The sequence below is a fragment of the Dyella sp. genome (assembly GCF_036568765.1).
Lineage (GTDB): Bacteria > Pseudomonadota > Gammaproteobacteria > Xanthomonadales > Rhodanobacteraceae > GSA-30.
On record NZ_DATCRY010000138.1, the window covers coordinates 1 to 19,510 of the forward strand.

Below are 19,510 nucleotides of genomic sequence, written 5' to 3' on the forward strand. Positions count from 1 at the left end.
GTGCGCGCGTGTGGGATCGCCGACCGCGCCGCCCCACAGATAAAGCGTGCGTCGCCCCATGCGGGCTCCGGCCCACGCGTAGCCGCGCCACATCACTGCGACACGGCGATCGTTGCTTTCGCGCGTGTAACCGAAACGTAGCGGCTCGCCTGTCGAGCCACCGGTCGCCTTGTAAAGCAGGCCATCGCGCCAGGAGACCGCCTTGAGCTCGTCAAAGTGCTCGCGGATGTCGGCCTTGGTCAGTACCGGCAGCCTGGAGTAATCGTCCAGACTGCGGATATCTTCTGGCACGATACCTAGCTCCTGCCAGCGGCGACGGTAATACGGCACCTCACGATAGCAATGATCGAGCAAGCGCTTGAGCCGTACCCATTGCAACGTGCGGATCTGCTCCGGCGCCAGCCACTGATCGCGGTCGTAGTCGTCCAGATATGCCAGCGTACGGCGACGACGCAAGCCGCCCTCGTAGGCAGGGAAAAGCAGCTTGCGAAAGGCCGTTTCATATAAGCCATTCATGGCATATCTCCCTGCGATGCTTCGCTGACGGCATGACAGTTCATCCCATTCGCAGCAGCACAGCGACGAGGACGAACAAAGCTGCGATGCTACCCACTGCCGCCGGCACCCAGCGCCAGCCGCTATCGGCCAGGCGCAAGTGGGGCAGGTCCGGATAGCGCTGACGGGCGCCGACGTAATAGCCAGTCACCATGGCAGTCAGCAGATAAAGAACGATCATGTAGCTGCGACTCAAGAAGAACGCTGCGCTGAACAGGCCGCAGAGCATCAGCAGCAAGGTCAACGCCATCGCGCGCTCGTCCCGCCACGCCTTGGCGAACTTGGCGTCACTGCCAAGCTCAGGCTGATGGCGCACCACGGCCAACATCATCCAGAAGCTGTAGCCGACAAAGGCCAGCCACAACATGAACCCGACAAAGCCTGTTTCCGCCAGCACCAGCACGAACGAGTTATGTGCCGTCAGTTCATTGTATTCGGTGAAGTTGCCGGCGCCCACACCAAAAGTCGGGTGGGACATGAACATATGGATCCCCGAGTACCAAGCATCGACGCGGCCGGCCGCCGATTCTTCTTCGGCATCGAGTTCCTGCATGCGCGAAGACAGCAGCTTCATGCACGTCAGCCCGATTACGCCGAGTATCCCAGCGGTGATCATGCCGCGGCGAAACCAGATATATGCGCCGGCGACCGCGAGCACGGCGAGCAGGGCCCCACGTGAGTTGGTCAGATAGGTCCCGTAGAGCAGCAGCAAAGCGCCGCCAAACCAGAAACAGCGGCCTAGAACGCCACTGCGGAAAGCGAGGAATACCGCCATCGGCAAAGTCGCGGCAAAGAGCAAGCCAAGATCATTGGGATCGTTGAAAATGCCGACGTACTGGATGCGACCTTCTTCGCTCAGCGGGATGCCGGTCCAGCCCATGCCGGTCTTCACTTGTTCTACGCCATGGAACGCCAGGACCATAGAGCACAGCACGAATACCGCCATACCGAGCTTGACACGGCGTGGCGTATTGCAGCCGGCGGCGAAGATCATGAAAGCGGCGACCGTAGGGCCGAATTTAGTCAACTCGTCCTTCATCCCGCCGACCCAGCCATTGGTCGCCTGCGAGATCATCAATACCACCAGGAACGCCGGCAGCAATATGAACTGCGGTGCGGCAAAGGTTCTGGCCGTCGAGAACAGCCAGGCGAGGAAGGCGAGGGCCAGTACCGCCGGCAGGAGCGGTACGTTCTCCAGGCCCGGCAGGTAATCCTGCGGGCGCACGATGGTGAGCACCAGATAGAGCAGGATCAGGGGGTACATGCCGCCTCGCTCTGTCGCGCCGGAGGTTCGCGGCTGACCGTCTGGTAGCTCATGAGGCTCGGCAGGGTGAGCATGGTGGCGAACCAACCCATGCCCATCATGCGTTCCACCGGTAGGCGATAGAGTGCATAGCGATTGGCGGCAGGATCCGGATTGGTACCGCAGATGTAGCAGCAGGCGAGGTCGAAGCCGGCGTCGCGGGTAGCGTTGATGACCCCGGTATCGAAAGCGCGATCGCCACCGACCGGATAGGACATCAATCCGGTCATTCGGCCGAGTTCACGATCCAGGCTGGCTTTGGACTGCCTAATCTCGCGTGTCATCTCTTCGTGCGGCAGCTTCGAAAACATGCGGTGATGCACACCGTGCGAGCCGATCTCCAAGCCTGCTGCACGCATCTCGCGCAGTTGTGTCCAGGTCATCGGCCGGCACTCGTCCGGTGCCTGGCTGCTGGGCATGCGCCACTCGTCCTCCAGCCGCGCGATCAGGGCCGATTGCTCCAGCGCACCCAGATGCTTCATCTTCATCAGGACGCGTCCGGCCAGCGCGCGCCGTGCCTGCCGGGTAGCGGGCATCGCTATATCGATGCCCAGTTCCGGCAGGCGAAGACTCGGCGAGCCAGTGCGCAACAACATGTGAACCAGCCAGTCGTAGGCGAACGGGCGACCGGTATCGATATGGCCGGTGGAGACAAAGAATGTCGCCGGTATGCCTAGTTCGGCCAGAATCGGATACGCGATACGGTAGTTGTCGTCGTAGCCGTCGTCGAATGTCACCGCTACCGCGTCGGGTGGCAGCGGATCTCCGTTGACCAGCGCGGCTGCGACATCGGTGAGGCGTATCGGTTGAAAACGCTGTTTGAGCAACAGCATCTGCTCGCGGAAGCGCTCCGGCGAAGTGCTGATCAGCTCCATGTCGAACGCATACGTTGCCGGATCGGGCACCGGCATCACGCGATGATAGGCCAGGATGCGCAAATCCTTTTGCAACCAGGCACGCAGCCGTTGCAAGGAGTGCAGTAGCCCGCTGCTGTAGCATAGATCGCCGAGTCGGCCGCGCAGGCCGACACCACGGCCATCGCCCTCCATGTCGGTCACCATAAATGAAGCCCTCGGTTGCGGGTAAAGGCGAACAGAGCCTGCGCGGAGAACAGGTTGAGGTAATAGAACGCCGTCGCCAGCCGCACGGGAAGCCAGCGCGAAAGCGTCGGTAGCAGGCGTCCGGCTGCAACAAGCGCCGCACCCGCCAGCAACAGCAGAAGCAGCCATGCATACGGCGCGTGGCGCGTAGCGAGTGCGGCCGTGCTCAGCGCGAACAAGACAATCAGCCAGGGTGCCAGCAGGCGCAGCAACTTGTGGCTGACAAAGCGGAACCACAACGGATTGCGCGTCGGTTGCACCAGCCAGGGCGCGAACTGGATCAGCTGGTAGTTGCCAGCCAAGGTGCGGATCTTGCGCCGGCGCTCCTGTTCGGGCAGTTGCGAAGGCTGGTCCCAAGCCAGCGCGCGAGGTTCGAATACGACACGCCGTCCGGTCGCGGCAACGCGCATCGGTACCAGTACGTCGTCAAGTACGGTACCGTGCGGCAGCGGCTCGTACAATTCGCGGCGCATGGCATAGAGCGCGCCCGTAACGCCGATGGTCGAGCCGGAGCGGCTTTCGGATTGCCGGATCAGCTTCTCGTAACGCCAGTAAGCATCCACGCCTTGCGCGAAGCCGCTGCGCACGTTTTCCATATGCAGCTCGCCGCTGACGGCGCCTACCCCAGGGTCGGCAAGGTTGGCGACAAGTTCGCGCAGCGCAGTGGGCGAAAGCTTTTGCCGTACATCGGTGAATAGAAGCACGTCGCCTTGTGCCAGCTTGACGGCGTCATTGAGACAAGAGGCCTTGCCGCGCCTTGCATCGAAGCGAAGCACTTGCGTGCGCGTGCCACCGAAATGGCGTGCAAGCGCCGGCGTCGCGTCGTTACAGCCGTCGCAAGCCACGATGATGTCGACCAGCTCGGCCGGATAGTCCAGCGCATGCAGATTCTTCATCTTTGCCTTGATGTGGCGGCTACCGTCATGCACCGCCATGATCACCGTGACGGTCGGCGTTATGGCACGCTTGCGTATCGGGTGGGGATGGACACGCGCCAGCAACCACACGCATAGCGGGTAACCCACGAACACATGCACGATCAGAATCGCACATGACCAGCAGGCAAGCAGGGCCAGGCTCATCATCTCGGCTCCCCCCGGACCGAAGTGTCCATGTCAGCGCCTCCCGAAAAGGCTGCGCAGTAAACCTTGTTTCGCTGTTGCAGAGCGTCCAACTGGCGCTTGCGCCAGTTCTGCGGCCAACGTACCCAATGTGCTATTGGCGACGGTGAGCAGGTTCAGGCTACGGCCGCTTTCCTGTTGCACGCGCGCGACCATGTCCACGGCTAGCAGCGAATGCCCGCCTATGTCGAAGAAGTTGTCGCTGGTGCGCACCTGTGGAAGGTGCAGAAGCTCGCACCAGACGCCGGCCAACAGCTTCTCGTTATCCGTCTTCGGCAGCATTTCCGGCGTTGTCTCCTCGTGGCTGGAGAGCTCGGCGGCCTCGGGCTCGGCGCCCTGCAGCGGCTCCGCGTCGCGGTTGAGTTCGGCTATCGTGAGCTGCGGGTTGGCCATGACCCGCGCCAGCAGCTCCGTATACCGGTCGCGCAATTGGCACGCTGTGCTTGCGTCGAGGATGTCGGCGTTGTAAGTCACCCCGCCGAGCATGCCCTTGTTATTTTCCAGGAACCACATGCCCAGGTCTTCCGTCGCCCCGCTCTGGAAGAGCAGGATCTGTTCGTGCCGCAAGCCGCCCCATTCGACGATGCGTTGACGCGCATCCTGGAACGAGAACAAAGCCTGATAGAGCACGGCTCCATTGCCGTGGCTGACACGAAGCTCGCGTTGCAGATACTCCAGCGGCACGTCGGGATGGCCGAAGCTGTCGATGGCGATACGCTTGACATGCCGGACGAAGTCGATGAACGAAAGTGTCGGATCGACATTCACATGCAATGGCAGGAGATTGTTGAAATAACCCATCACCGATTCGACTTCAGTCTGGTTGCGTCCTCGCACCGGCGTGCCGATGACCAGGTCGCGCCGATCCGACATGCCGTTGAGCAATACGTAGTAAAGCGCAAGGAGCGTCATGTTCAGGGTCGCATCGGCCTTGCGCGCTACCTCGTGCATGGCATCGGTGGTGTCCTTTGCCACGCGGATCCATTCCGTGCGGCCCAGACCCGACATGCCCGGGCGGCGAGGCCGATCGGTCGGCAGCGCCTTGATCCCCTCCATGCCCGCGAGGCGATCGCGCCAGTAGTTAAGCTGGCTTTGAAACTGCGGACCTTCCAGCCATTGCGAGTGCCAAGTGGCGAAATCGCCGTAGCTCACCGGCAACGGCTGCAGGGGAGAAGGAGCGCCTTCGGCGAAAGCCCGATAAAGCTGCGATAGTTCGGCATACAGAATGTCGAACGACCAGCCGTCCCAGATGATATGGTGTGGCATGAAGAAGAACACATGATCGTCCGGCGCCAGCTTGAACATGTGCGCGCTAAATAGCGGTGCCCGGCCAAGATCGAACGGCGTATCGGTCAGCGCCTGCAAACGTTGCATGAGCCTTTGCTCTCGCTCGTCTGCCGGCAGCGCGGAAAGGTCCTCGGCCGGGAACAAGGGTAACTCGACGGTCGGCTCGACTACTTGCTCGACATCGTCGCCGTTGCGACGGATGGCGGTGCGCATGCTCGGCTGTCGCTGCATCAGCGCTTGCATTGCCAGCTGGAATGCCCCTTCGTCGAGTCGGCCGCGCAGGCGGTGAGCCGACGGTGCGTTATAAGTGACGCGTCCCGGTTGAAGCTCTTCCAGCGCCCAGAGGCGGCGCTGCATCAGCGATAGCGGTGCGCGATCCTGGTTTTCGCGCTTTGCGATAGGTTGTGCTGCGGGGGCACTGCCATCCGCTGCCTGACGGGCAATGGCCGCGGCGAGTTCGGCGATGGTCGGCGCATCGAACAGGGTGCGGAACGACAAGGTAATGCCGAATTCGCGATTCAGGCGCGCGGTAAGCTGCGCGGCCAGCAGCGAATGCCCACCGAGAGCGAAGAAGTTGTCGCGTACATCGAGGTCGGGAAGTGCGAGCACGGCTTCCATGGCAGAGGCGACGCGCTGCTCGTGTTCATCCCGCGGCGCCAACCGCGCCTCGCCCGAGGCGACGGTGGAAACCGGCGGTGCGGGTAGTGCCTTGCGATCGATCTTGCCGTTGGGAAGCAGCGGAATCGCCGGAAGGACCATTAGATGCTGCGGCAGCATATATTCGGGCAAACGCGCTTGCATGCGTTCGCGCAATGCGGTTTCGCCGATCGTGGCCCCGTCGTGCGGCACGACGTAAGCCACTAATCGCACATCGCCTGGGCGATCTTCGCGCGCGGCGACTACCGCGCGTGCCACTTCGGGCGCATCGGCCAGCACCGCTTCGATTTCCCCGAGCTCAATGCGATAACCGCGAACCTTGACCTGGAAATCCAGCCTCCCCAGGTGTTCCAGTACGCCATGAGCAAGCCAGCGGCCACGATCGCCGGTGCGATACATGCGCGCACCGGCGTCGGCAACGAACGGATCCGGCAGGAAGCGTTCGGTGGTCAGCTCAGGGCGATGGAGATAGCCCAGCGTGACACCGTCGCCGCCGATGTATATCTCTCCCGGTACACCCAGGGGGCAGGGTGTACCCTGCGCGTCAAGCACGTGAACGCGGGTATTGGCGATCGGCGTGCCGATGAAAATACCGTTGCGAGGTGCGACGACACGCCAATACGTCGAATAGACCGTCGTCTCGGTGGGGCCATAGCCATTCCACACTTCGCCACAGCGTTGCAGCAGTGCTTCGGCCAAATCCACCGGCAAAGGCTCGCCACCGGAAACGGCGCGGAAATGCGCATGGCCGTTCCAGCCCGATTCGACCAGGATGCGCCAGCCAGCCGGCGTGGCCTGCATCATGGTGGCGCCGCTTGTCTCGACCAGGCGGCGCAAGGCCGCGCCATCGCGCACATCGTCGCGATCGGCTACCACGATCTCGGCGCCGACGCTCAAAGGCAGCATCAGCTCCATGAAAGCGATATCGAACGAGAGCGTGGTGACCGCCACCAGCCTGTCGTCGGCCTCGATCCCAGGTATGCACTGCATGCTGGTAAGGAAATTGGAGGTCGTGCGATGCGGCACACGCACGCCCTTGGGCCGCCCGGTCGAGCCGGAAGTGAAGATCACATAGGCGATCGAGTCCGGCGTGCCGGCGCGGACATCGCGCGGCAGCCGGCCTGATTCGGCCGCATCGATCTCGGCGGCATCCCGTGCCAATGACAGCACCTTCCTGCTGTCGTGCTTCAGGGATACAGGCGCGTCATCATCCACGACGAGCGCGGCCAATGCGGCGTCTTCCGCCATGAAGGCAAGCCGGTCAGCGGGAAAGGCGGGGTCGAGCGGTACGTAGCCCGCGCCCGCCTTGAGCACGGCCAGTACCGATGCGACCATATCCATGCTGCGTGCCAGCGCCAGCCCGACCAGATCCCCCTGACCCACGCCGCGCGCGCGCAGGCAACGCGCGAGACGATTCGCGCGTGCCTCGAGGTCCCTATAGCTCAGCTGCGTGGCGCCGTGCCGTACAGCTGCGCGCGCGGGCGTGCGGTCAACCTGAATCTCGAAATATTCGTGCGCCAGCCGATCGCGCGGATAAGCGCTTGGCAGCGGCTGCAACGCAGCCAGCTCGGCATAGGCGGTCGCCGAAAGCATGTTCAGCGCCTGCGCTGCGACGTTCATATCGGTGCTTGCGCTGCGCAGGAGTGTCTCATAGGCATCCAGCCAGGCCCGGATCGTACGCGCGTCGAACAGGTCGCTGTTGTACTGGCATTCCAGGCGCACGCCGCCGTCGACCTGCACTGCGTTGACAAACAGTTCGAAGTTCTCATACGCGCGTGCGTTGGCGGAGAACTCGAAACGTAACTCCGGGAAGGTCAGGCTATGTTCGTCCAATGCCTGGTCGAGGTTGAACAGCACGCCGACCAGAGGCAGCCGGCTAGGATCGCGCGGTAGCGCCAGGCGGGCGAGCAGGCTGCCCAAAGTGTATTGTTGGTGTTCGAAGGCATCGAGCAGGTCGCCACGTACGCGCTCCAGCGCGTTACCGAAACTTGCGTGTGAATCGATTGCCATGCGCAGTGGAAGCACGTTGACGCAATGGCCGACCAATCGCTGGTGGCCGCCGGCAGCCTGGCCGGCGGACGGGATACCGATAACTACTTCGTCCTGTCCACACAAGCGCTGAAGCAATAGCCCGAAGGCTGTTAGCAGCGTGGCATAGAAGCTGGCGCCGCGCTGTGCGCCTGCACGCTTGATCTGTGCGACCAGTCCGGCATCGAGCAGACAATCCTCGCGGCTCGAAGTAAAACTGCGGCGGCGCTGGCGTGGTCGGTCGGTAGGCAGGTCCAGTGCTGTGGGCACGCTGGCGAAGCGCTCCAACCAATAGTGCTCGGCATCGCGGCCATCTTCGGTCTGCGCCAACAGCAACTGCGCCTGCGCGAAATCGGCGTACGAGTCGGCCGGTGCAGGGCCCTCGCCACGACCGATTTGTTGTGCATACAGCTCCGCCAGGTCGTGGATGAGTACGCCGTAGGACCAGCCGTCGCAGACGATGTGGTGCGCAGTGAGGACAAGCAGGTGATCGTCCGCGCCAAGCCGTAGCAATTCTGCACGTGCCAGCGGGCCGTGCTCCAAGTCGAAAGGCAGATTCACCGCTTCTCGCAGCGTGGCTGCGACGGCGTTATCGCGTGCTTGACCGTCGAGCGCCGTCAGGTCGCTGAAGGCGCAGTCCACGTCCAGCCGTGCGGCGATATGCATTTCCTCGCCGTTACGGCTAAGGGTGGCGCGCAAACTCTCATGACGATCGACCAGACCCTGTACGGCCCGGCGCAGCGCGTCGACATCGAGCGGGCCGCGCAGACGCAGCGATATCGATTCGTTGTATGCCAGCGAGGCTTCGCGTTCGAGCTGCGCGGCCAGCCATATCTCCCGCTGTGGCTCGGTGGTCGCCGCCACACGTGCCAGCGGTGCGTCGGCAAACGGATCGTAGTCGACAGCGGTCGGCAGGATGGCAGTCTGGTCGGCACTCATGCGCTGATCCTCATGAACTTGCCCGGAGCATCGGGATTGGGAACGAACCACGCCGGGTTGCCTTCGGCATCCTTGCCCAGGCGCGCGCCATGGACGGGTGGTTTATCGGCATCGATCGCATGTACGCTGGCGCGCTGGCGGCGGGGCAGGAACTCGGCTTCTTGCAGCTCCAGCACGGAATCCCTGAAAGCCTTGGCAATCGCGGCGAAATCCGCCTCGCTATGCGCAGTAGTGAAGAAGCACGGGAAGTTATCCAGGATATGGATGCCGCGGCTACGCATCATCGCGAAGAGCAGGTCCTGCAGTGGGTGATCTTCGAGGAAGTTGACCTTCCATACCGAGGCGAAATGTACGATGCGGATAGGTGCGCCGAATTCGGTGCAGAAGGTATTCAGCTCATCGGCATGTCGGGTCGTGCGCGCATTCAGGCGATCCTGGAGCTCCTGGCCGTTTTGTTTCAGATGCTTGAGCACGGCATCGGCGGCGGCCAGCGCCAATGGATGGCGCACGAAGGTGCCGGCGAAGTAAGTCACGCCCACGGTCGGCACCGAAGCATCGCCGAATTGCCAGGCACCGCCATCGAGCGCGTCCATATATTTGCGCTTGCCCGCGATCACGCCGATCGGAAAGCCACCGCCCACCACTTTGCCGTACGACGCCAGGTCGGCATCGATACCCAGTACCGCCTGCGCACCGCGCGGATGCGAGCGGAAGCCGGTTACCACTTCGTCGAAGATCAACAGTGCCCCGGCATCGCTGGTAATCGCGCGTAGCTCCTGCAGGAACTCCCGCGGCTGGAAATCCGGCCGACGGCTCTGCACCGGCTCGACCAGCACGGCAGCGATCGACGACGCCCGTTCGCGGATGATCGCCAGCGATTCGGGTGTGCCGTAGTCGAGAACCAGCACATTCTCGGAGGTATTGCGCAGGATGCCCGGTGCTGCCGGCACGGAGCGAAGCTTCTTGGTGCCGCGTACGATGACTTCATCGAAGATGCCGTGGTACGAGCCGGTGAAAATAACCAAGGTGTCGCGTCCGGTTACCGTGCGCGCGATACGCACCGTCCCCATGACCGCCTCCGAGCCGGTATTGCATAATGCGGCGCGGTCGAAGCCGGTCAGCTCGCAGACTTGCTTGGCCACGTCGCCGGCCAGCGGATGCTGCGGGCCGATCTCATAGCCTGCATCGAGCTGCTTGCGCACGGCATCGAGTACGAAGTCCGGCTGCCAGCCGAACAGGTTCATACCAAAGCCGTTCAATGCATCGATATATTCATTGCCGTCCAGATCCCACACCCTGGAGCCTTTAGATCGCTCGACCACGATCTGGTAAACGATTTCCTTCAGCAGTGGCCGGAAACCATTGACCACGCGCGGATCGGCCAGATGCGCGCGGTGTTCCTGTGTATAAGCCTTGGAACGTTGAGTGCGTTCGATATACCGACGCATGAACACGTCCAGTCGTGCGCGCTGGCGCGAGGTGAGTTCGGTCGAGGTCGAATGGATGCGTGCGATCGCACCAAAGGCTTTCTTGACGTCGTAAGTCGTATGCGCCAACGCAGCCTCTTCGTCGCCCGGCAGGGGTTCGGCCCCTGTCTGGACAGACTGTGGTAATGGGGGTTGCGATGGAGAAGGCTGGGGCGGAGCGGCCTGTACGGGTGCGACTGGCTGTGCGACGGACACGGTCGTCTGCAGGTTGCCGGCTCCGGCGAGCAGGGCCAGCTGTTGCTGCATGATCGACATCTGTAGCTGGATGACATCCTGTACCAGATTGCCGCCTGCCATGGGCATGGCGACGGCGGCCGATACCATGGGAGCGGTGGCAATGGCTGCTGCAGGTGTGGTGGCAGATGCGTCCGCCTGGGTATCCGGCGGCAAGAGGCGATCGATGTGCATGGCCAGGCGCTCGAAGGAGGAACACGATTCCATTAATTCGCGGAAGGTGATCTTCAATGCGAAGGTCTTCTGCAATTGCAGGGCAATCTGGGTCAGGGAGAGCGAGTCCAAGCCTAGTTCGACGAAATTGGCGTCGGCGTCGGCACTATCGAATTCATTGCCGGACACGTCCTCGAACAACGCGATAAGTTCCGCGGTGAGGCGCTTGGGGCGATCGTTTGCGATAGCGGCGGCGGGGACAGCCATGGACATGGGCTCCGGTAAAGGAAGGGATGGCGATGCCGCTGGCGGCGGACTGGGCGTGGGCAGTGGCAGAACAGTGACATTGGATGCAGGCGAGGCGACGGGAGCGTCGATCCAATGCCTTTTGCGCTCGAATGGATAGGTCGGCAGGCAAAGGTGCTGTTTGCGGGTACGTCGATCCAGCGTTTCGAGTGTGGTCTCGGCACCGTGGCACCACAGTTGGCCCAGCGCGTCGAGCCAGCTGACGTGTTCGCCATCGGGGATATCGCTGAGCGAGGCGAGCACCACGCGGCCACGGCTCTGTGGATGTTGACGTGCAAGCTGGACAAGGGCCGTACGAGGTCCGACTTCGACGAAAGCATGGCTCGGGTCGGCAAGCAGATGTTGGAGCGCAGTGGAGAAGCGCACCGTGCCGCGCAAGTGCCGGGTCCAGTAGTCGGCCGAGACGGCATCCGCCGCGTCCAGCGGTGCACCGGTCAGGGTGGAAACGATCGGGATCGACGGCGGCGCCAATGCGACACGCTCGACTTCGGCACGGAACGCATCGAGCACAGGATCCATCATGGACGAATGGAAGGCGTGCGAGGTATGCAACAGGCGGCAGGCCACGCCGGCGCCTTCCAGTTCCTGGCGGAATGCCTCCACCGCATCGGATGGGCCGGATACGACACTGGCGTTGGGACCGTTTTCCGCCGCCAAAGCCAGGCCGACGGGCATACGTGCAACCAGGCCGGCTGCGTCCGAGCGCACCGAGAGCATCGCGCCTGGAGGCATCGCCTGCATCATGCGACCGCGGCGCGCCACCAGCCGCGCCGCGTCGGCGAGCGGCATGACGCCCGCGACTGCCGCCGCGACGAACTCGCCGACGCTATGGCCCAGCATGGCAGCCGGTTGTACGCCGCTACTTATCCAAAGTTGAGCCAACGCGTATTCGATCGCGAAGGTTGCAGGCTGGGTCAGTGCGGTCGCGCGCAACGCATCGGCGTCGTCGGAGAACATGCGTTCCCGCAGGTCGAAGCCCAATTCGTCGCCGAGTGCGTCGGCGACGGTATCGAGCGCAGTGCGGAAGGCCGGTGCAAGTGTATACAGCTGGCGACCCATGCCGGCGTACTGCGAGCCCTGGCCCGGGAGCATGAACACCACACCGGGTGCATTCGGCATCGCCGGCCCGCGCATGGCGACCGGTTCGCGCAGGCGCGCAATGGCGCCAACGATATCGGTGGCAGTCACGCAGGTGCGATAGGCGAACAATTTGCGACCTGTACGCAGTGTCCAGGCGGCATCGGCCAGGTTCAGTGCGGGATTTGCGGCGAGGTGATCGGCAAGATTCGCCGCCGCCTGGGCCAGCGCCGACGCCGAACGTGCCGACAGCACCAGCAACTGTGCGCCGGTGGCGGGTTCGGAAGGCTCCTGTGCCGGAGCTTCTTCCAAAATCACGTGCGCATTGGTGCCGCCGACACCAAACGAACTGACACCGGCGCGTCGCGGTCCCGGACCAACGGGCCATGGAGACAGCTCCGCCTGTACAACGAAGGGCGAGTGTACGAAATCGATCTTTGGATTGGTGGCGCGCAGGTGCAGCGAGGGAGGCAGCAATGCATGCTTCAGCGATAACGCAGCTTTGATCACTCCGGTAGCGCCGGCGGCCATCACGAGGTGGCCTACATTGCTCTTCACCGAGCCGATGGCGCAGTAACCGCAATCGTCGGTATCGCGGCGATAGGCCTGGGTCAATCCTTCGATCTCGATCGGATCGCCCAATGGCGTGGCGGTGCCGTGAGCTTCGACGTAGGAGATGGAGCGTGCATCCACACCGGCGTTGCGCAACGCCATGGCGATCACTGCGGCTTGGCCTGCGCTGCTGGGCGCGGTGAAGCTGGCTTTGGCACCGCCATCGTTATTGATGGCCGCGCCACGGATCACCGCATAGATCGGATCGCCGTCGCGCTGTGCATCGGAGAGCCGCTTGAGCAGGACTACCGCAGCGCCGTCACTGAATACCGTGCCTTGGGCATCTGCGTCGAAGCTGCGCGTATGACCATCGGGCGACAGCATCGAGCCCTCCTGGTACATGTAGCCGCTGCGCGGCGGGCAGGCGACGCTTGCTCCGCCTGCCAGCGCCATATCGCAACGACCGGCGCGCAGCGCGTCGAACGCCTGTGCGATGGCCACCAGCGAGGTCGAGCACGCCGTGTTCATGCTGACCGCGGGACCGGTGAGATTGAGCCGGTGCGCCACGCGCGTGGTCAGATAGTCCTTTTCATTCGCCAGCATGACCGCGAAGGCGCCGAACTTTTCCACCAGATCCGGTCGCGATGCCAGATGCCGCTGGAAGTAGGTCGCGTTATGCATGCCGCCGAAGATACCGACGGGCCCGTCGTGAGCATCGGGTACGTAGCCGCCGCGTTCGAGGCATTCCCAGCACAATTCCAGGAACAGGCGTTGCTGTGGATCGGTCAATTCCGCTTCGCGCGGGGACATGCCGAAGAAGGGCGCGTCGAACTCCTCCACGCCATCGATGACACCGCGCGCGGCGACATAGGACGGATGCTGGCGATCTTGCATGGACACGGACGGGTCCAGCGCACCTGGGTCGAAATGCGTAATCGAATCGCGGCCGGCACACAGATTGTCCCAGAACGTCTCGACATTGGCGGCACCTGGAAAGCGACCGGCCATGGCGATAATGGCGACAGGCTCGGCAGCGACAGTTTGCTCTCCGCTGGCGATACGGCTGGCGACTACCCTGGGTTGAGCGTGATCGTCGATGGCCGCTGCCAGTGCGGCCGGTGTCGGCGTGGCGAAGAACGCCGCGATGGTCGGCACCGTGGACACTTCAGCGTGAATGCGCTTGAGCGTGCGAACCGCCAGCAGGGAGTGCCCGCCCAGGTCGAAGAAATGATCGTGGCGACCGACCTCATCCAGGCCGAGCATGTCGGCAAACAGTTCGCACAGGCGCTGCTCGGTGGCATTGCGCGGCGGCGCATAAGCATCGGCCAGCTCCGGGCGCTGGCGATCCGGTGCGGGTAGCGCGCGACGATCGAGTTTGCCGTTCACAGTGACCGGCAGGGCAGATAGCCCTATATAAATGGCAGGTACCATGAAGTCCGGCAGGCTGCGCGACAGACGCTCGCGTAGCTCGCGCGCATCGAGCGAGGTATCGTCGAGCACATAGTAGGCGACCAGCCGCTTTTGGCCGGGACGATCCTCGCGTACCAATACGGCGCAGGCGCGCACGCCTTCGATACTTTGCAGCGCCGCCTCGATTTCGCCGATCTCGATGCGATAACCGCGGATTTTCACTTGGCCGTCGGCGCGCCCGATGAATTCGATTGTGCCGTCGGGCAGCCAGCGCACTAGATCGCCGGTACGGTACAAGCGTTCGCTCTGCGCGAACGGGTGAGTAACGAACCGTTCCGCGGTAAGTTCCGGCCGCGCCAGATAACCGCGCGCCAGACCGGCGCCGCCGATATACAGTTCACCGATCGCACCGACCGGCACGGCCTGACGACGCGCATTGAGTATGTACAGCGTGGTATCGGCGATCGGTCGGCCGATCGGGATGGAACGTGCATCGGCGGACAGCTCGCGTGGAATCGGATAAGTCGTGGCGAATGTCGTGCACTCGGTCGGACCGTAGCCATTGAAAATGGCGATATCCGGCAGCGCGGCGTACGCTTTGCGCACATGTGCTGGAGACAGCGCTTCGCCGCCGATCAGCAGTTGCTCCAGGCCCTGCAGTTTGCTTGCTTCATCGTCGACGATGGCATTGAACAGCGCAGCGGTCAGCCACGCGATGCGCGGACGATGCTGTGCGATGGTTCGCGCGAGGCCGTCGCCGGTCGGGATGCGTTCGGCATGGACGACGCAGGTGCCCCCATTGAGCAGGGCGCCCCAGATCTCCAGGGTGGAGGCATCGAAGCCCAGAGGCGCGGCATGCAGCAAACGCGGTTGGTTACCGAGATCGACATAACCGCCGTCGCGCACCAGGCGAATGATGGCGCGATGGAGAATTTCCGCTCCCTTGGGCGTACCGGTCGAGCCGGAGGTGTACATCACGTAGGCAAGTGCATCGCCGCCAAGCGCGGGCAGCATGCAGTTTTCCTCGCGCTCGAGCCGATCCAGCGACGTGACCGGCAAGTCGATGCCCGCGGGGGCGATCGTGCCGGGCTCGGCAACGATCAGGGCTGCGCGTGCGTCGCCGATGACGAAGGCGAGGCGCTCGGCCGGGTAAGTGGGATCCAACGGCAGGTAGGCAGCCCCCGCTTTCAGGACACCGAGCAGGGCGACGACGGCATCGACCGAGCGCTCCAATAGCAGTGCGATCGGTTGTCCGGGTTCGACACCTGCGGCGATGAGGCCCGCTGCCACATGATTGGCACGCGCGTCCAATTCGCCATAGCTGAGTTCGCTATCGCCAGCAGCGATCGCGACACGCTCGGGATGGCACCGTGCGCATTCGGCAAAAAGACCGTGAACCGTGTCCTCGGCACGCCGTACGACGGCGGTGTTGTTCCAGTCGTGCATCAGCTGGCGCCGCTCGACCGGGCTGAGCAGGTCGAGGCTATCGAGCCTGACGTCGGTCGAGGAGCCGAGTTCGGCCAGCGTGCGTACTGCCGTGCCGGCGAACAGTGCAATCGAGGCCTCGTTGAACGGTGCGCGGAATGCGACAGTCAGCCGGCCGTCTGTGCCGAGCGACCAGCGGCTGTATACCTGCGCCGCCGCATCGGTTTCGCCATGCACGTCGACGTACCAGGCGGCCACGCGTGTCGCCTCTGGCGCGCCGGCCAGTTGTCGATAGGTGTTTTGCAGCCATGCATCGCGCATATCGTCGGCCGGCACTTCGAGGACAGCCTGGCGCAGTTGGGTGGCGTCGCGGTAAGTGGCAAGTACTGCATCGGCGCCGGTAAACAGTGCCTCGGTCAAGGCCAGTGCCGCGCAGAGGCGTTCGACGGTCGCGGTACCGGTGGCAGTATCGAGAGCGAATTGGCATGTGCCCCATGCATCGCTATCGACAACTTGCGCCGGTAGCGCATCGAACAGGCGCAAGTCGGCGCACGCTTCTTCCATGCGGGTATCGGTGCACGCGTTCATCAGACTTTCGTGTCCCCCTTGAGACGATGCAGCGAATGGCGGTGCAGCGTGTTCGTATGACCTGGTGCCGAGCGGCGTTGGACTGCGAAGGCACCAGCAGCGCGGCAGGCCTGCAAAGCCGGGGAGCGAATAAATCGATGGGGCTGAGATAGCGATTTGTGAGCCGATCGACATTCGCGCCCGGCGTTCTTGAGGCATAACGCGAGCGTTTGTAGTGTCCGACTCGACGGGCTTCGGCTTCCATAGACTCTATGGTCGAGCCGTATTGCCTATGAATGGCAAAAAAGCCCTATTTTTAAGCGATTTCTCGCATTTTTCATTGGCCGGCTACATGGGCTGGCGATGGGCTATGGCCTTTGGCCTATCCCGCCTCGTCACGCTGTATGGAAGCATGGCGAGGCGATGTTTCAGGCGACGGGAACGCGCTTTTTTCCCCGCACGCGCTGACTGATCCGCGCCAGCTCCGATTTAGCGCGATCGACGAAATCATGCTTGCCGACGGCACCGGGTTCCAGGCCGAGGCGTCGCATGCGCGCGTTGAAGCGGTGCGCGTCGGTTTGCATATCCGAACGGCGCGTGCGGAACGTCAGGGCCAGCGAAATCGAGAGCGCCGGGCCGGTATGCACGCGATGCGGAGCGATGAACGGGTGGTGCACGCCCAGCCCAGGCTCCAGGGTATAGCGCATCGCCTTGGGCTCGAACGACGGCTTGTAGCCGGGGCGAGCGCCACTGCGTGCCAGCAGCAGATCCTTTTCGGCCGGACTCATGATCTCCTCGTCCGCAGGATCCCAAAGATAGACGGTCTTGTTGCCGCGGATCTGCAGCAGGAAATTCAGTTCGCGATCCATGTGATAAGGCGTGACCGAATCGCGCGCGGAAATAAACACATAGGTGGAATACCAGGTCATGTCGCCATCTATGGCGTCGGTCTGCGCCGCGATTTCTCCGATCAGCCCTTCGATCAGCGGTTTGTAGCGAGCGTCGAGTTCGGGATTGTTGATGCAGATATACGCCTGGCGTTCTTCGAAATGCGTCAGTACATCATCGAGCGTCAGTCCTTCCTTGTAGCGGTCATAGGAGGAATCGAGTTCGGCGTCGCCCGGGATCTTACCGATGCGGTACAGGATTTTCTCCTCAGGCATACGCCGGCAAAGCGCGAACAGGGCCGGCAAGGTAAAAGCCGTATGTTCGGCAAGCCTATGGCCAATCGTGAAGGGCTGGCGGTTGTAGTACGCGCGCAGTACCGGTGGCTTCAAATCCAGCTGTGGCGCGGCCTGTACGCGGCCGCGGGTGAGCAACTCAGCATAGTAAGGGGATGAAACATTCGTACCGATCATGGCCTCGTCTCCGCTCAATTCACGGACTGAAATGCGAACAGCCACAGGATCGCGCCCTGGATCGGCGCGCCCACCCAGCTGACGTCGTAGCTGCCAGCCGCTTCGACTTGCTTGTACGCGACGGCACATTGCACGCCGCTGTTGTCAGGCAGCTTCAGATAGCTGTCGATCACGGTGAAGCCGCTGTCGGGGACGGCAGTCATGCGCTTGACGCCGCCATCGCCCCACCACACCGCCACCAAGGTGGCCGGCCCGGTCGTGGTGACGCGGCCGCTTCGCAGCGTAAGGCCGGCAGGCGCATACGTCTGGGCGACATCTTTGAGCACACCGGCATGGCGCACTTCGATGAAGGGCACGGAGATTTCGCCAGGTGCGTTACCGCGTTTGACGAAGCTGACCGTGTGGTTGGCGCCGCCTTTGGCGGCAAGGACGACGTACGCCTTGACGTCGAAGCGATCCCCGTAGCCATTGCCATAAGGGACCGGCGGTCCCAGTGCCTTCCAATGGTTGCCGTAGCTGTCATTGGGGCGATCGTCATTGGAAGCGTAGCCACCGTTGAAGACGATCAGGCTGCTGCCTGTGGCTTGCGTGTCGATCGGCTCGGTCACGGCGGGGCTGGAGCCCATGCCCTCGGATTGGGCCAGCAGGGTATGCCCCCCCAGACTGGGAATGGCGGCGACATGCGTGCCCATGGATACCCCCGGTGCGACCGGAGATTCCGGCGCGGCTGCGAGAAAGCCTTGGTAAAACATCAGCATGGCCGCCATTGCTGAGCGGGCGGCGAGGTAGTGTCTTTGCCTTCGGTCCGTCATGAAGCTGTCCTTCAAGGGTATTTTGATATTTGTGAATTAGGTCACATTAGGAATCTTGCAAAATGTGCTTGCAACCGATACGCCAATGAGCGAATCTGACCATCCCGCAAGGCTCGTCCGGCTGTCGCAAAGAACAGCCGACGCCCGTCACGCCGCGGGGCCGTGAGTGACGTTTGCATGGCGCATCTAGGGGGATGGCTTGGCTAACGAGACCGATTTCCTCGAGCTCTACCGGGAGCTGGGTGTGAGCCCCGAGTGCTGCCTCAATGAGTTCAAGCAGGCCTATAGGCGGCATGTCGCGCGCCTGCATCCCGATCGACAGGGGCAGGGGCAGGCGCATATCGGCGAGCGCCTGCAGCAACTGACCGTTCAATACAGCGCCGCGATGGAGTTTCAGCGTCGTCACGGTAGGCTGCCCGGAGCGCCGGCACCAGGGCGACCGGCGGTCACCGTAGCCGCGATGGCGATCGACTCCTCTGCCGATATGCCGATCCGCTCGCCGCTGCCGCCTTTGTCGCCCGTGCACCTGCCTATCAGGCATGCGCCGCCGTCGAAGGCCGCGGTATTGCTCGCGCTGGCGATCGTTGCCGCTGTGTTCTGGTGCACCGACCCAATGCCGTTCGCGCCTGAACACAAGAGTACGCAGTACATCGTGCAAAGTTTCGATGCCCCCGCGGTGAACGTCGCGCCGGTACTATCGCTTGGTATGACGCAGGAGGCTGTCCGTTCGATCGAAGGCGAGCCGATCTTGGTGCGCAATGATCGTTGGGAATATGGCCCGTCTTGGATCCGCTTTGAAAACGGCGAGGTGGTGGATTGGTACAGCTCACCGCTGCGCACGCTCAAGACGGAGACGGGGCGCCCGGAGCGGCAGTAAGAGCTTTTCACCGGGGATACGAAGCATATTGGGGAGACCAACAGCGCGTAACCGGTGTGCAAGCCCGCTGGGCAGCCGTTGCTGCAACTCTGCGCACGCTTTCTCTGCGACCCTCGGTTTGCGGTCGTATTCATCGATGCGCCTCCGCTACCCATCTCCCGTCTCCCAAAAAGAGCGCGGCCCGCTATGGTCGCCAGGCGGTTCGTTGGGCGCCGGTCCGATGCGCCCCGCATCGGACACCAAGCGTTACGCCACCACCCGG

9 protein-coding genes are annotated in these 19,510 nt (G+C 63.0%); 1 reads left to right on the forward strand and 8 read right to left on the reverse strand.

Annotated elements, in window-relative coordinates:
• The 8 genes from VIM98_RS10040 to VIM98_RS10075 all read right to left on the reverse strand — a co-directional run.
• On the reverse strand, nt 1-516 hold a 516-nt coding region (locus tag VIM98_RS10040), incomplete at its 3' end, for a phenylacetate--CoA ligase family protein (RefSeq protein WP_414650207.1).
• 40 nt (nt 517-556) lie between these two features.
• Nucleotides 557-1,819: an O-antigen ligase family protein gene (locus tag VIM98_RS10045; RefSeq protein WP_331992966.1), complete on the reverse strand. Its 1,263-nt coding sequence runs from the start codon at nt 1,817-1,819 to the stop codon at nt 557-559.
• Nucleotides 1,807-2,919 (reverse strand): polysaccharide deacetylase family protein, encoded by a 1,113-nt coding sequence (locus VIM98_RS10050; protein WP_331992967.1) that lies wholly within the window; start codon nt 2,917-2,919, stop codon nt 1,807-1,809. Before VIM98_RS10050 ends, VIM98_RS10045 begins: the two co-directional genes overlap by 13 nt.
• Nucleotides 2,913-4,043: a glycosyltransferase family 2 protein gene (locus VIM98_RS10055; RefSeq protein WP_331992968.1), complete on the reverse strand. Its 1,131-nt coding sequence runs from the start codon at nt 4,041-4,043 to the stop codon at nt 2,913-2,915. The genes VIM98_RS10050 and VIM98_RS10055 overlap by 7 nt, the downstream gene beginning before the upstream one ends.
• 30 nt (nt 4,044-4,073) lie before the next feature.
• On the reverse strand, nt 4,074-8,990 hold the full coding sequence (locus VIM98_RS10060) for an amino acid adenylation domain-containing protein (protein WP_331992969.1): 4,917 nt from the start codon (nt 8,988-8,990) through the stop codon (nt 4,074-4,076).
• Nucleotides 8,987-16,222 (reverse strand): amino acid adenylation domain-containing protein, encoded by a 7,236-nt coding sequence (locus VIM98_RS10065; protein WP_331992970.1) that lies wholly within the window; start codon nt 16,220-16,222, stop codon nt 8,987-8,989. The genes VIM98_RS10060 and VIM98_RS10065 overlap by 4 nt, the downstream gene beginning before the upstream one ends.
• Nucleotides 16,223-16,629: 407 nt before the next feature.
• A complete protein-coding gene (locus VIM98_RS10070) occupies nt 16,630-17,559 on the reverse strand; it encodes a cupin-like domain-containing protein (protein ID WP_331992971.1) in 930 nt (309 codons plus the stop codon).
• Between the two features lie 14 nt (nt 17,560-17,573).
• Entirely contained in the window at nt 17,574-18,317 is a 744-nt protein-coding gene (locus VIM98_RS10075) for a hypothetical protein (protein WP_331992972.1), read from the reverse strand.
• Between the two features lie 253 nt (nt 18,318-18,570).
• On the opposite strand from VIM98_RS10075, the gene VIM98_RS10080 reads away from it, so the two are divergent.
• Nucleotides 18,571-19,248 (forward strand): hypothetical protein, encoded by a 678-nt coding sequence (locus VIM98_RS10080; protein WP_331992973.1) that lies wholly within the window; start codon nt 18,571-18,573, stop codon nt 19,246-19,248.
• The last annotated feature ends 262 nt before the right edge of the window (nt 19,249-19,510 follow it).

Excerpts from the sequence above, each read along its gene's own strand:
- VIM98_RS10045 (WP_331992966.1), bottom strand. The coding sequence starts at position 1,819 with ATGTACCCCCTGATCCTGCTCTATCTGGTGCTCACCATCGTGCGCCCG.
- VIM98_RS10075 (WP_331992972.1), bottom strand. The coding sequence starts at position 18,317 with ATGCTGATGTTTTACCAAGGCTTTCTCGCAGCCGCGCCGGAATCTCCG.
- VIM98_RS10055 (WP_331992968.1), bottom strand. The coding sequence starts at position 4,043 with ATGATGAGCCTGGCCCTGCTTGCCTGCTGGTCATGTGCGATTCTGATC.
- VIM98_RS10060 (WP_331992969.1), bottom strand. The coding sequence starts at position 8,990 with ATGAGTGCCGACCAGACTGCCATCCTGCCGACCGCTGTCGACTACGAT.
- VIM98_RS10065 (WP_331992970.1), bottom strand. The coding sequence starts at position 16,222 with ATGAACGCGTGCACCGATACCCGCATGGAAGAAGCGTGCGCCGACTTG.
- VIM98_RS10070 (WP_331992971.1), bottom strand. The coding sequence starts at position 17,559 with ATGATCGGTACGAATGTTTCATCCCCTTACTATGCTGAGTTGCTCACC.
- VIM98_RS10050 (WP_331992967.1), bottom strand. The coding sequence starts at position 2,919 with ATGGTGACCGACATGGAGGGCGATGGCCGTGGTGTCGGCCTGCGCGGC.